10 protein-coding genes and 1 tRNA gene are annotated in these 13,282 nt (G+C 72.4%); 5 read left to right on the top strand and 6 right to left on the bottom strand.

Annotation, left to right across the window (positions count from 1 at the left end; genetic code table 11):
- Positions 1-79: 79 nt before the first annotated feature.
- Both LQ327_RS07505 and LQ327_RS07500 read right to left on the bottom strand, forming a co-directional pair.
- On the bottom strand, positions 80-958 hold the full coding sequence (locus LQ327_RS07505; RefSeq protein WP_230731038.1) for a hypothetical protein: 879 nt from the start codon (positions 956-958) through the stop codon (positions 80-82).
- A gap of 329 nt (positions 959-1,287) precedes the next feature.
- The gene (locus LQ327_RS07500; RefSeq protein ID WP_230731036.1) at positions 1,288-2,415 is read right to left on the bottom strand and encodes a 5-methyltetrahydropteroyltriglutamate--homocysteine S-methyltransferase; all 1,128 of its coding nucleotides are present in this window, start codon (positions 2,413-2,415) and stop codon (positions 1,288-1,290) included.
- 152 nt (positions 2,416-2,567) lie between these two features.
- Between LQ327_RS07500 and LQ327_RS07495 the strand changes: the two genes are divergently transcribed.
- Positions 2,568-4,967 (top strand): glycoside hydrolase family 65 protein, encoded by a 2,400-nt coding sequence (locus tag LQ327_RS07495; RefSeq protein WP_230731034.1) that lies wholly within the window; start codon positions 2,568-2,570, stop codon positions 4,965-4,967.
- A 73-nt stretch (positions 4,968-5,040) separates the two neighbouring features.
- Here the strand turns inward: LQ327_RS07495 and LQ327_RS07490 are convergent, their stop codons facing one another.
- Positions 5,041-6,537, bottom strand: a complete 1,497-nt coding sequence (locus tag LQ327_RS07490) for a serine/threonine-protein kinase (protein ID WP_230731033.1) — start codon at positions 6,535-6,537, stop codon at positions 5,041-5,043.
- A gap of 288 nt (positions 6,538-6,825) precedes the next feature.
- Between LQ327_RS07490 and LQ327_RS07485 the strand changes: the two genes are divergently transcribed.
- Positions 6,826-7,245, top strand: coding sequence for an antitoxin (locus tag LQ327_RS07485; protein ID WP_230731032.1), 420 nt, complete (start codon positions 6,826-6,828; stop codon positions 7,243-7,245).
- Positions 7,245-8,060, top strand: coding sequence for a thioesterase family protein (locus LQ327_RS07480; RefSeq protein WP_230731031.1), 816 nt, complete (start codon positions 7,245-7,247; stop codon positions 8,058-8,060). The genes LQ327_RS07485 and LQ327_RS07480 overlap by 1 nt, the downstream gene beginning before the upstream one ends.
- Before the next feature lie 11 nt (positions 8,061-8,071).
- Here LQ327_RS07480 and serS read toward each other — a convergent pair whose 3' ends face one another.
- On the bottom strand, positions 8,072-9,373 hold the full coding sequence (gene serS / locus LQ327_RS07475; RefSeq protein WP_230731030.1) for a serine--tRNA ligase: 1,302 nt from the start codon (positions 9,371-9,373) through the stop codon (positions 8,072-8,074).
- A gap of 163 nt (positions 9,374-9,536) precedes the next feature.
- Between serS and rfbB the strand changes: the two genes are divergently transcribed.
- On the top strand, positions 9,537-10,568 hold the full coding sequence (gene rfbB / locus LQ327_RS07470; protein ID WP_230731026.1) for a dTDP-glucose 4,6-dehydratase: 1,032 nt from the start codon (positions 9,537-9,539) through the stop codon (positions 10,566-10,568).
- Positions 10,569-10,685: 117 nt separating this feature from the next.
- Here the strand turns inward: rfbB and LQ327_RS07465 are convergent, their stop codons facing one another.
- Positions 10,686-11,723 carry a DUF4185 domain-containing protein gene (locus LQ327_RS07465; RefSeq protein ID WP_230731025.1) on the bottom strand — a complete coding sequence of 346 codons (1,038 nt, stop codon included), beginning with the start codon at positions 11,721-11,723 and terminating at the stop codon, positions 10,686-10,688.
- A 32-nt stretch (positions 11,724-11,755) separates the two neighbouring features.
- Positions 11,756-11,838 (bottom strand) — tRNA-Leu (locus LQ327_RS07460).
- Between the two features lie 186 nt (positions 11,839-12,024).
- Between LQ327_RS07460 and LQ327_RS07455 the strand changes: the two genes are divergently transcribed.
- Positions 12,025-13,275: an FHA domain-containing protein gene (locus LQ327_RS07455; RefSeq protein WP_230731024.1), complete on the top strand. Its 1,251-nt coding sequence runs from the start codon at positions 12,025-12,027 to the stop codon at positions 13,273-13,275.
- Positions 13,276-13,282: the final 7 nt, after the last annotated feature.

Genomic DNA, 13,282 nt, shown 5'->3' with positions numbered 1-13,282 from the left:
GACGAACGACTCGTTCGTGCACGTAGACGCCACGAACGAGTCGTTCGTCCCTATCGGGGTGTCGCCACCAGCCGATTGCTCAGGCCGGGACGACGACAAGATCCGGCGTGGGACGGGAGGCCGCGAGCCGATAGTGGGCACGCAGCTCCTCGATAACGCGCTCCGGTTCGGTTCGCAGCCGCCTCGGGCGGTGGTGCGCCACGATGACGCCGGCAGCGATCATGTCTGCCCGACGACGTGCGGTGTCGTCCTCCTCGACCGGGTGGAACTCGAGCGAGTCGTTCTCCCAGGCCATACCGACACAGGGCAGGTAGCCGTCCGGGCTGGCCAGGAAGCGTCCACCCGGGAAGTACAGCCGCGGGTTCCACAGCATCGGCGGCAGTCCGCTCCGGGCGTGGAGATCGCGTCCCCATCCCTCGCTCGCCGAACGGATCCCATCAGCGATCTCGCCCAGCACCTCGCGGACCAGTGCCGAGCCCCGTTGGTTTCCTGCGTCAAGCTCGTCCCGAAGCCGATCAGGTGTGCTCCGGCGCTGCTGCACGGCATCCGCCAGGAGGGCCCGTATCTGGTCGCGATCCGTGAGACGCCGAGCGGTGTCGAGTACGGCCCGATCGAGGGTGGCCACGACCGTGCCGTCGCGCTCCACCGTCGCGGGTGGCCGAGCCGTCCGCTCGACCACGAGGGTGGGCAGACAGCGGCGGTGGCGGTCCTCCTCCACGAGGACATGCAGCTCGGGGATCTCGGGCAGTCGGCGCAGCCCTTGACGTCGCACCGCCTCGGCCCCGGTCAGGACCGCCCCATCGCCCGCGTACAGCAGTGCGGCGAGGATCAGCTGCTCGCGAGTCGGGGCTCCGCTCTGCATGATGATCACACCCGGGAACGGGCGCAGCCACACACCCGCCCTGACCCGTCTGGCGATCGTCTCCCGCCGCATCCCGAGGTCGACCAGCGCGGCCACCCTCGCGACGGCGAGTGGCGCGCACTCGCGGAGATCAGCGCGGGAAACGGAGCTGCGGGGCGGCACGGCAACACCGTCCGCCCGCATCGCGGCGGAGCGTGAGTCCAGCTGTCCGGCCCTGTTGACAACCCGTCGACCAGTGCCGGTGTGGATTGATCGATCGACCGATCGACGCAGCCGGGTTGGCGCACTCGCCCACCCTTGGGACGAACGACTCGTTCGTGCACATAGACGCCACGAACGAGTCGTTCGTCCCGAACGGAGGGGCGGGGTGGCGGGCGGGCGTGGGCGGGACGGGCGGGTGTGGGGCGGGCGGGGCAGGAGGGAGGTCAGCCCCAGACGTCCTGCGCCACCGAGACGATCAGCTCGAGCTTCGCGACCTCCTGCTCGTAGGACAGCTCGTTGCCCTCGACCGTCGAGGAGAACCCGCACTGCGGCGAGAGGCAGAGCTGCTCGAGCGGGACCACCTTCGACGCCTCGGCGATCCGCCGCTTCAGCTCGTCCGGCGACTCCAGCTCCCCCGACTTCGTCGTCACGAGCCCGAGCACCACCTGCTGGTCGCCGCGCGGGACGTAGCGCAGCGGGGAGAAGTCGCCGGAGCGGGCGTCGTCGTACTCGCAGAAGAAGCCGTCGACCGCCAGGCCGCCGAAGACCTTCTCGGCCACGTGGTCGTAACCGCCCTCGGCCGCCCACGAGGACCGGTAGTTGCCGCGGCACATGTGCGTGGTCACGCGCAGGTCGTCCGGCCGTCCGGCGAGCGCTGCGTTGATGGTGTCGACGTAGCGCTCGTGCATGTGGTCGGCGTCCTCGCCGCGGGCGGCCATCGAGTCGCGCTGGGCCGGGTCGTTGAGGTACGCGAGCGAGGTGTCGTCGAGCTGGAGGTAGCGCACCCCCAGCGCGTACAGCCGTGAGATCTCCTCGCGGTACGCGGCGGCGAGGTCCGCCCAGAACTCGTCCGGGTCGGAGTACGGCCCGCCCTCGTGCACCGGGGCACCGCCCAGCCGGTAGTGCAGCATCGACGGCGACGGGATCGTCAGCTTGGGCACCGCGCTCGTCACCGTCGAGGCCAGGGTCTCGAAAGCGGAGCCGAAGATCGTCGTGGAGAGCCCGATCCGGCGGTCGATGACCAGCGACATCGACGCGAAGGTCAGGTTGCCGCTGGCGTTGCGGAAGGCCACCTCGACCGACGAGTCCTTCGACGAGGACACCCCGTCGAGCTGGTAGAGGAAGTCCATGTGCCACGACGTCCGACGGAACTCGCCGTCGGTGGCCGACTGCAGGCCCACCGACTCCTGCATGGCGACGGCGTCGCGGATCGCGTCGTCCTCGGCGGCCCGGAGCTCGTCGTCGCCCAGCCGTCCCTCGGCGTGCGCGGCGCGCGCCGTCAGGAGGGCCGGGGGACGCAGGAGGCTGCCGACGTGATCGGCGCGGAACGGAGCCAGCTTCCGTGCGGACATGCGTACACCTCACCGCGACGCACCCGGCCGAGTCACCTGCCGTCCCACCCAGCGGAAACCCGCTGTCCTCGGGAACCCGCCGTCGTCGGGAAACCCCTGGAAGCGGCCGGGCGGGACGACCCCGGCCCACCGGACGTCGTTACAGTCCTCCCGTGATCTCGAACGTGTTCGACGTCGACCCGTGGGCCGTGCACGAGCCCGAGCTCGACGTGGATCTGCTCGGTCAGACCGAGTCCCTCTTCGCGCTCGCCAACGGGCACGTGGGGATGCGCGGCAACCTCGACGAGGGGGAGCCGCACCGCATGCCGGGGACGTATCTCAACTCGTTCTTCGAGTCCCGGCCGCTGCCCTACGCCGAGGGCGGCTTCGGATTTCCCGACGAGGGCCAGACGCTCGTCAACGTCCCCAACGGCAAGCTGATCCGGCTGCTGGTCGACGACGAGCCGCTCGACGTGCGCTACGGGCAGGTGCACGCCCACGAGCGCACCCTCGACCTGCGCTCGGGCCTGCTCACCCGGCACGTGGAGTGGACCTCGCCGAACGGGCAGCGCGTCGACGTCACCTCGCAGCGGCTGGTGTCCTTCTCGCAGCGCGCCGTCGCGGCGATCTCCTACGAGGTCTCGATCCCCGAGGACGCGGGGTCGGACGCCCTGCTGGTGGTCCAGTCGGAGCTGTTCGCCAACGAGCAGATGCCGCAGATCGAGGGCGACCCCCGCGTGGCCGCCGCGCTCACCGACCCGCTGGTGCCCGAGCACCACTCGCACTCGCACTACGGCGCGCGCATGACCCACCAGACCCGGCGCTCGGAACTGCGGGTCGGCGCCGCCATGGAGCACCAGGTCTTCGGCCCGGACGACGTCCAGGTCGAGAGCTCGTGCTCGAACAACGTCGGCCGCACCACCGCGATCTGCCGGCTGCAGCCGGGGCAGTCGCTGCGCCTGGTCAAGTTCCTGTCCTACGGCTGGTCCAGCTCGCGCTCGCAGCCCGCGATCGTCGACCAGGTCGAGGCCGCGCTCGACGCGTCGCTCTACACCGGCTGGGACGGGCTGGTCGCGGCGCAGCGCGAGTACCTCGACGCCTTCTGGGCCCGCGCCGACGTCGAGATCGACGGTGACCCGCGGCTGCAGCAGGCCATCCGCTTCTGCCTGTTCCACGTGCTGCAGGCCGGCGCGCGGGCCGAGAAGCGCGCGATCGGCGCGAAGGGGCTCACCGGGCAGGGGTACGACGGCCACAGCCTCTGGGACACCGAGACCTTCGTGCTGCCCGTCTTCATGTTCACCCAGCCCCGCGCCGCGGCGGACGCGCTGAGGTGGCGGCACTCGACGCTCGAGATCGCCGAGGCGCACGCCGCGCACCTGGGCCTGAAGGGCTCGGCGTTCGCGTGGCGCACCATCCGCGGCGAGGAGTGCTCCGGGTACTGGCCCGCGGGCACGGCCGCCTTCCACGTCAACGCCGACATCGCCGACGCCGTGCTCCGCCACGTCGCGGCGACCGCCGACAACGACTTCGAGCGTGAGGTGGGCGTCGACCTGCTGGTCGCGACGGCGCGGTTGTGGCGCTCGCTGGGCCACCACGACAGCGAGTCGAACTTCCGCATCGACGGGGTGACCGGCCCCGACGAGTACTCCGCGGTGGCCGACAACAACGTCTACACGAACCTCATGGCGCAGCGGAACCTGCGCGGCGCGGCCGACGTCGCCGTCCGGCATCCCCGCGAGGCGGAGCGGCTCGGGGTGAGCTCGGAGGAGATCGCGAGCTGGCGGGCCGCCGCGAACGCGATGGTCATCCCGTGGGACGAGAAGCTCGGGATCCACCCGCAGGCCGAGGGCTTCACCTCGCACGCGATCTGGGACTTCGAGGGCACCCCGGAGGACCACTACCCGCTGCTGCTCAACTACCCGTACTTCGACCTGTACCGCAAGCAGGTCGTCAAGCAGCCGGACCTGGTGCTCGCCATGGTCCAGTGCCCGGACTCGTTCACCCCGGAGCAGAAGGCGGAGAACTTCGCCTACTACGAGCGGGTCACCGTCCGGGACTCCTCGCTCTCCCCCGGGACCCTCGCGGTGATGGCCGCCGAGACCGGCCACCTCGATCTGGCCTACGACTACCTGTGCGAGTCCGCGCAGATGGACCTCGCCGACCTCGAGCACAACGTGCGCGACGGCATCCACCTCGCGGCGCTGGCCAGCTCGTGGACCGCGGTCGTGCAGGGCCTCGGCGGGATGCGCACCCACAACGGCCGGCTCTCGTTCGCGCCGCGCCTGCCCTCGGCGGTGTCCGGGCTGCGGTTCCGGGTGCTCTGGCGGGGGCGGTCGATCCACCTCGACGTCGGGCACGGCGAGACGACGTACACCCTCGAGGAGGTCGGCGAGCACTCGCCCGCCACGGCGGGGACGGCGTCGACCGAGCCCCTCGACCTGAGCCACCACGAGGAGCAGTTCACCCTCACCGTCGGCGAGCCGCTGACCTTCGACATCCCGCCGACGCCGCCCCACGGGGCGATCGAGCAGCCGCCCGGGCGGGCGCCGCTGTTCCGCCGGCTGCACCAGTAGCCGGACCCGCCCACGACGAGGGCCCCGCCGACCACGTGGTCGGCGGGGCCCTTCGCTCGTGACGGGTGCGGGGTCAGCCGCCGCCGTTGGCGGGGGTGGTGGTCTGGTTCGCCCCACCGTTGCTGAACCCGTTGTTCTGCGGGAACAGGCCGACGCCGCCGTTCTGCTGGTTCTGGTCGGTCGTGGAGGTGCCGGTGTCCTGCGTCGACGGCGCCGTCGACGGCGGCGGGACGACGGTCGTCGTCACCGGCGGCGGCGGCGCCTGCGTGGTCGTCGGGGCCTCGGTCGTCGTGCGCCGCGAGCGCGTGGTCGTGCGCTCCTCGGTGGTCGTGGTGGTCGTCGTCGCCGGCGCCGGCGGGGCCACCGTCGGGACCGGGGCGGGGGTGTTCGCGGTGCTGTTGCCGAGCAGCGCGTAGGCGCCGACCCCGGCGGCCACGAGCAGCACCGCGATGAGCGCGACGATCATCGGCCAGCGCTTGCGGCGACGGACCGGCTCCTCGGCCACCGGCGCCCCAGTCGCCGTGCCGGGTCCGACCAGCGCCGTCCGCCCGTCCTGGCCGTAGGGCTGATAGCCCCCCGGCGGGGTGCCGACGCGCTGGGTGGCGCCGTACGGGTCGTACGCCCCGGGGGGCGTCCCCGGGTTCATCGCGTAGGTCGCGCCGGTCCCGGCGGTGCCGGGCGGGCCCATCGCCGAGGTGCGCATCGCGTTCGAGCCGGTGGTCGGCGCGGGCGCGAGCACCGTCTCGGCGTCCATCCCGACCTCGCGCGCGATCATGCGCAGCTCTCCGACGACCTGCTCGGTCGTCGGGCGCTCGGCCGGCTCGTCGCGGGTCATGGCGACGAGCAGGCCGCCGAGGGCGGGCGGGAGGTCCGGCGGGATGTCCGGCGGGCGGTGCAGGCGCGCGACGGCGGCCTCGAGGGCGTTGCCCGGGTACTCGCGGCGCGCGGTGATGCACTCCAGGAGCACGAGCCCGAGGGCGTAGACGTCGGACGCGGGCCCGACCGGCTGACCGCGGACCTGCTCCGGCGAGAGGTACGACGCGGTGCCGATCACCATGCCGGTGGCGGTGATGTTGGTGGCGTCGGCGAGGACCGCGATCCCGAAGTCCGACAGGTGCGGGCGGCCCTCGGTGTCGAGCAGGACGTTGCCCGGCTTGATGTCGCGGTGCACGACGCCGTGGCGGTGCACGTACGTCAGCGCGTCGGCCAGGGCGGCGCCGAGGGCGACCACGTCACCGAGGCGCAGCGGCCCGCTCCGGATGCGGTCCGCGAGGGACTCGCCCTCGATGAGCTGCATGACGAAGTACGCGCGGCTGCCTTCGGCGCCCACGTCGTAGATCGTCACGAGGCCGGGATGGTTCATGCCGGCGAGGGTCTGCACCTCGCGCTGGCGCCGGGACTCGTCCGCCTCGCCCACGCCGGCCGGGAACAGCTTCACGGCCACGTCGCGGCCGAGCAGCTCGTCGCGCGCGCGGAAGACCTCCGCCGCGCCGCCTCGACCGATGAGGTCGCCGAGCGTGTACCGGCCCGCGCCCACGGTGGACGGGGGCACCGGCTCCGTCGAACTCACCGCCCGCGCGCCTCCTCGTAACCTGTTCCTGCTGCCGGTCCGCCCCGCGGGACCCGGCGTCACCGGCCGGGGAGCCGGGCGCCTCGGGTCCCATCGTGCCGTGTCGGTCCACCGGCTCCGTCGGGGACCCCGTCCCCGGGCGCGCGGGTCCCGTGGTCGGCACTCCACGTGAGCATCGGGTGACCCATTCGTGACGCCCCGACCGGAACGATCACCGGTGTCGTGCTCCGCCGCTATATTCGGGTATCAGGCGCCCCCTGAACCCGCGAGAGAGCACGAGGGACAGCCATGGACCGCGACGAGATCACCCGTCAGGGCAAGCAGATGGCCTCCGACCTGAGGGACACCGTGAGCGCGAAGGTGTCCGAGAACGAGGACACCATCAAGGGCACGCTCGGCAAGGCCGCCCGCTGGGTCGACGAGAAGACCGGCGGGAAGTACTCCGAGCAGATCGGCAAGGCCGAGGCCAAGGTCGGCGACGGCGTCGGGTGGGTCGCCTCCCAGGGCTCGTCCACCCCGGAGTCGGGTACGCCGGGCGCTCCCGGCGCCCAGGCGGCGGACCCCGCTCCCGGAGGCGCCGGGCCGACCATGCCGAACACCCCCACCACGCCGCCCACCCCGCCCACCGGCGGGACGAGCGCCCCGGGGACCACGCCGCCCGGACCGATCACGCCCGACGACGACGCCCCGCGCCCGCCGCAGGGCTGATGGGCGACCTGGCGAAGGCGACCACCACCGAACCGACCGGCGAACCCGGTCGGCGGGCCGCCCTGCTCGACGAGCAGTGGCGCATCGGGCCGAAGATGCACGGCGGGTACCTGCTCGCGGTGCTGGCCCAGGCGGCCACGGACGAGGTGTCCGCGGCATCCGGTCACGACGTCCCGGAGGCCGTGACCGGGACGTTCCTGCGCGCGCCCGACCCCGGGCCGGCCGTCGTCACCGTCGACGTGCTGCGCCGGGGCCGGGGCGTCACGCAACTGCGCGCCCGCCTCGACCAGGACGACCGGCCGTGCGTCGAGGCCGCCGTCGTGCTCGCGGCCGACCCCGGCGTCGACCCGCGCGACGACGACGTGTCGCCCGACCCGGTCGACCTCACCCCGTTCGAGCAGTGCGCCCGCCGTCCGGTCGAGACCGACGACGGCCGGGGTCCGCTCCCGCTCATGGAGGTCGTCGACACCCGGATCGACCCGGCCACCATCGGCTTCCTGTCCGGACGGCCGAACGGGGAGGGCCGGATCGCGGGCTGGATGGAGCTGGACACGCAGGAGGTGTGGACGCCGATCGGCCTGATGGTCGCGCTCGACGTGCTGCCGCCCGCGTCGTTCGACCTCGGGATCTACGGCTGGTCACCGACGATGTCGCTGTCCGCGCACGTGCACGCCCCGCCCGCCCCGGGCCCGCTGCGCGCCGTCCAGTGGGTCGACCACCTCGCGGGCGAGCGGATGCACGAGACCTGCCGGGTGTGGGACACCACGGGCCGGATGGTCGGGCAGGCCACCCAGCTCGCGGCCGTCCGCCGGTGAGCCGCTGACCCCTACTCCGTGGTGCCGTCGGCGCGGATCCGGCGGAACCCGGTGTAGGGGTGCAGCACCTCGGGGATCGAGACCGACCCGTCGGCGTCCTGGAACTGCTCCAGCACCGCCGCCATCGCCCGGCCGATCGGGAGCCCCGAGCCGTTGAGGGTCGCGACGGCCTGCCGGCCCCCCTGCGGGTCCTTGGCCCGGATCCCGGCGCGGCGCGACTGGAACGTGCCGCAGTCCGAGCACGACGAGATCTCACGGAAGGTGCCCTGGCTGGGCAGCCAGACCTCGACGTCGTAGGTCATCTGGGCGGCGAACCCCATGTCCCCGGCGGCGAGCCGGATCACCCGGTACGCCAGCCCGAGCGCCTGCAGACATGCCTCGGCGTGCGAGACCATCAGCTCCAGCTCGGTGCCCGACTCCTCGGCGGCGCAGAACCGCACCATCTCGACCTTGGAGAACTGGTGCAGCCGCAGGATGCCGCGGGTGTCCCGCCCGTAGCTGCCGGCCTCGGACCGGAAGCACGGGGTCCACGCGGTGTAGGCCAGCGGGAGCGAGCCCGCGTCGAGCATCTCTCCGGCGTGCAGGTTCGTCAGCGGCACCTCGGCCGTCGGGATGAGGTAGAGGCTGCGGTCGTCGGTGCCGGTCCGGAAGAGGTCCTCCTCGAACTTCGGCAGCTGACCGGTGCCGGTCATCGTCTCCGGCGTCACCAGGAAGGGCACCGAGAACTCGGTGTAGCCGTGGCGACCGGTGTGCAGCGCCAGGAACAGCGACGCGAGGGCGCGCTCGAGCACGGCGCCGGGACCGCGGGCCACGCTGAACCGGGCGCCCGCGAGCTTCGCGGCGCGGCCGAAGTCGAGGATGCCCATGGCCTCGCCGAGGTCGACGTGGTCCTTGGTCTCGAAGGTGAACTCCGGCGGCGCCCCCCACCGGCGGACCTCGACCGCGTCCTCGTCCGAGTCGCCGTCGGGGGTCTCGTCGTCGGGGAGGTTCGGGACGGTGAGCAGCACCCGGCGCAGTTCGGCCTCGGCGCTGTCGACGGCCTCCTCGGCCTCGCGGATCTCGTCCTTGAGCTCCCGCGCGCGCCCCTTGAGCTTCTCGACCTCCGGGCTCTGCCCCCCGGACTCCTTCGCGGCGCGGCCCACCTCCTGCGCGACCCGCTTCGACTCGGCCCGCAGCTCGTCGCCCCGCGAGATCGAGGCGTTGCGCCGCGCGGACAGCGCCTCGAGGCCCGCCAGGTCCAGCGTGTAGCCGCGCCGCGCGAGGCGGCGGACCGCCTCGTCGCCGAGCTCGATGAGCGTCCGTGCGTCGTGCATGCCGTCCTCTGGGGGTCTCGTCCGAGGGTGGTCCCGGCCGCCTCGGAGGCCGGGGGACCGGGGATGTCACCAGGGTGCCGCACCGGTGCGTCGGACCACGCGGCGCGGTCGGTTAGGTTCGCCGGGGTCAGTCACTGATGTCCGTAGTCCCCAGGAGAGCCGAGTGTCCACCGTTCTCGTCACCGGTGCAGCCGGTTTCATCGGGTCGAACTTCGTGCGCTACTGGCGCCAGGTCCACCCCGGCGACCGGGTGATCGCGCTGGACGCGCTGACCTACGCCGGGGTCCGGGAGTCGCTGAACGGACCCGACGGCGAGCTGCTCGACGGCGTCGAGTTCGTCCACGGCTCGATCGCCAACACCGACCTGATCGCGCACCTGCTGCGCGCGCACTCGGTGGACGTGGTCGTGAACTTCGCCGCCGAGTCCCACAACTCGCTGGCCATCCTGCGCCCCGGCGAGTTCTTCGCGACCAACGTCATGGGCACCCAGGCGCTGCTCGAGGCCGTCCGCCGGGTCGGGGTCTCGCGGTTCCACCACATCTCGACCTGCGAGGTCTACGGCGACCTCTCCCTCGACGCGGACGAGGCGTTCACCGAGGACTCGCCCTACCTGCCGCGCACCCCGTACAACGCGGCCAAGGCCGGCGGCGACCACGTGGTCCGCTCCTACGGGCTGACCTACGACATCCCGGTCACCATCACCAACTGCTCGAACAACTACGGGCCCTTCCAGTTCCCCGAGAAGGTCATCCCGCTGTTCACCACCCGCGCGCTGGCCGGCGAGCCGCTGCCGCTCTACGCCTCGACCAAGAACCGCCGCGAGTGGCTGCACGTCTCCGACCACGCCTCGGCGATCGACCGGGTGATCCACCACGGCCGCGCCGGCGAGACCTACAACGTCGGGTCCGGGGTCGAGGTCGACATCGAGGGCATCGCCGACACCGTGCTCGGCGCCCTCGAGCTCGGCCCGGAACTCAAGACGATCGTCCCGGACCGACCCAGCCACGACCGGCGCTACCTGTTGAACTCGACGAAGCTGCGCACCGAGCTCGGCTGGGCGCCCGCGGTCTCCTGGACCGACGGCATCGCCGACACCGTCGCCTGGTACCGCGCCAACGAGGCCTGGTGGCGGCCCCTGCTCGGCCGCTCCCCCGTCATCGAGGGCGCCGGCGCCGACTGGACCGGGCGCGCGTAACGGGACTCCCTGCCCTTGATCAACAGCACAACCGGCAGGTTCCGGGCGCCGTCGAGCTGCGCCCAGTGCTCCTGATCACCGGGGGCGGGGGCCGGGGCGGGCGCCGCCGGCCGGGGATCAGCCCACCAGCGCCGAGACGTCGGCGTGGAACTGCATCGCCTTGTACGGCCAGTTGGTCGCGGTGTTCCACTGGCTGACGACGACGTCGAGGTCGGACAGCGTCGAGCCAGGGACGGCGTAGCCGCCGTAGAGCTGCGCGACACGCCCGGCGCCGTGGTCCTCCTCGTTCCATCCGCAGCCGTGCACCAGCGTCGTCCGCGGCGCGGTGTGGAGGTTCGCCGTCGGGTGGTCGAGCAGGTAGGCGTCGATGCGGTAGTTCCCGGCGTCGAAGACGACCAGCAGCCACCACTCGCGCCCGGAGGCGTCCGGGACCCGTCGCAGCGACATCTCGCCGAACGCGCCCGGGAGGACCTCGGTCGGGGTCCGCCCCCAGTCCCACGTCGAGCCGTCCCAGCCCCACCCCTCCCAGGCGGCCGGGTCGGCGAGACGGTCGGCGCGGACGCGCTGCAGGAGCAGGCCCCGGTCGCGCTGGAACCCCGTCGTCAGGGCGTACACCCACTCGCCGGCGGCGTCGATCTCCCACGTGAGCATCTGGTGCATGCCGCCGAGGTGGTTCCCGGGCCAGCGGCAGCCCGCCGGATCCCAGGTGCGCCCGCCGTCGCGCGAGAGGTGCAGCTCGGTCGCGCGCGGGTTGCCCAGGCCGTGACAGGCCATGACGTGCAGGAACACGTCGCTCCCGACCGTGATCATGTCGGTCGGGAGCACCGTGGTGATCTGGCGCCACGCGAAGATGCTGCGCCCGACCCGCCGGTAGCCGTGATGCGTGTAGTCGACGACCTGGTAGGCGTAGTCGCCCGGGCCGGCCGAGCCGGTCCACTGCAGCCCCTGACGACGCGAGCCGGGGTCGGCAAAAAGGACGATCGGGGACCGCCATCCGGGTCCGCCGACCCCTGCGTTCTCGAAGGTGTCACCGAACACCGACAGGAGGGGACCGTCCGGCGCCTTGACGGTGGCGCCGAGATCGGTTCCGCCGACGCCGAAACGGTCGGTGAGACCGGGGCCGGTGAGATCGCAGACCTTGTGGGCGGGCTCCATGGCCACAGCCTGCCTGCGTGGAAGGAGAAGTGTGGGCGAGGGGGGAGTTGAACCCCCACATCCTTTCGGATACACGGACCTGAACCGTGCGCGTCTGCCATTCCGCCACTCGCCCCGAGTGGATGCCGATCCGCTCTCGCGGTGATCGACGGCGACGACCGTAGCACGCCCTCCGGGGCCCACCACGAAGGAGGTCAACGCGGCTGAGGCACGGACCGATACCATCGATGAGCCCGTCGGAAGTGGCGACACTCCGAACGGGGTGTTGTCGGACGGCGGACGTCGTGAGGAGGGATCGCGGGTGGGGCGCGCACAGCGCTTCGAGCGTGCGCTCGAAGGCTTCGTGGGTGACAGCTTCGCGCGGGTCTTCGGCGGCAAGGTCGTTCCCCAGGAGATCGCACAAGCCCTCCGTCGTGAGGCGGAGGACGGCGTGCGAGTCTTGGCAGGTGGGCGTGAGCTCGCGCCCAACCACTACACGGTGGCGCTCAGCCCCGCCGACCACGCGCGGATGGCGGGGGACGAAGAGACCATCACCCACTCGCTGATCGACTGCGTGGAAGAGCACCTCACAGAGGGCGGGTGGGAGACATACGGTGAGGTCGTAGTCTCTCTGGAGCGTTCCGACGCGCTGCACACGGGACAGTTCCGCACCAAGTCGTCCGTTGACCCCGACGCGTCGCGGCAGCGGACCGCGAGCCCCCGAACCGCAGGAGAGCAACCCATGAGCCAGGCACCCGGTCGCTACCCGGACGAGCACGACCAGCGGGGGTACGGCCAGCCGGACCCGTACGGCCAGCAGCAGGGACACCCGCAGCAGGGGTACGACCCCTACGGCCAGCAGGGCTACCCGCAGCAGGGTTACCCGCAGCAGGGCTACGGGCAGGACCCCTACGGCCAGCAGGGCTACCCGCAGCAGGGTTACCCGCAGCAGGGCTACGGGCAGGACCCGTACGGCCAGCAGCAGGGCTACCCGCAGCAGGGCTACGACCCCTACGGCCAGCAGGACCCGTACGGCCAGCAGCAGGGCTATGGGCAGCCGCAGGGCTACGACCCCTACGGGCAGCAGCCGGGCTACGGCCAGCCGCCGCAGGGCTACGACCCCTACGGCCAGCAGGGCTACGCGCAGCCCGGCTACGGCCAGCCGCAGGGCTACGACCAGTACGGCGGCCAGTACGGCCAGGGCGGCTACGACCCCTACGGCCAGCAGCCGGGCTACGACCAGTACGGCCAGCAGCCCGGGTACGGCGGCGTCCAGACCCGCCAGATGACCGCGAGCCTGACCCTCGACGACGGGTCGAACCGCTCGTACCAGCTCGTCGCGGGCGCCAACGTCATCGGCCGCGGTCAGGACGCGCAGTTCCGCCTCGCCGACACCGGGGTCTCCCGCCGGCACCTCGAGATCAGCTGGGACGGCCAGCAGGCCACCCTGTCCGACCTCGGGTCCACGAACGGGACGACGGTCAACGGCACCCCGGTGCAGACCTGGCAGCTCGCCGACGGCGACACCATCCGGGTCGGACACTCGGCGCTGCTGTTCCGCGCCCAGGGCTGACGCGCTC

This window comes from Actinomycetospora endophytica (genome assembly GCF_021026375.1).
In the GTDB taxonomy this organism is placed as follows: Bacteria; Actinomycetota; Actinomycetes; order Mycobacteriales; family Pseudonocardiaceae; genus Actinomycetospora; species Actinomycetospora endophytica.
The sequence above is the reverse complement of the archived record's forward strand: the minus strand, read 5'-3'. Positions and strand labels throughout refer to the sequence as shown.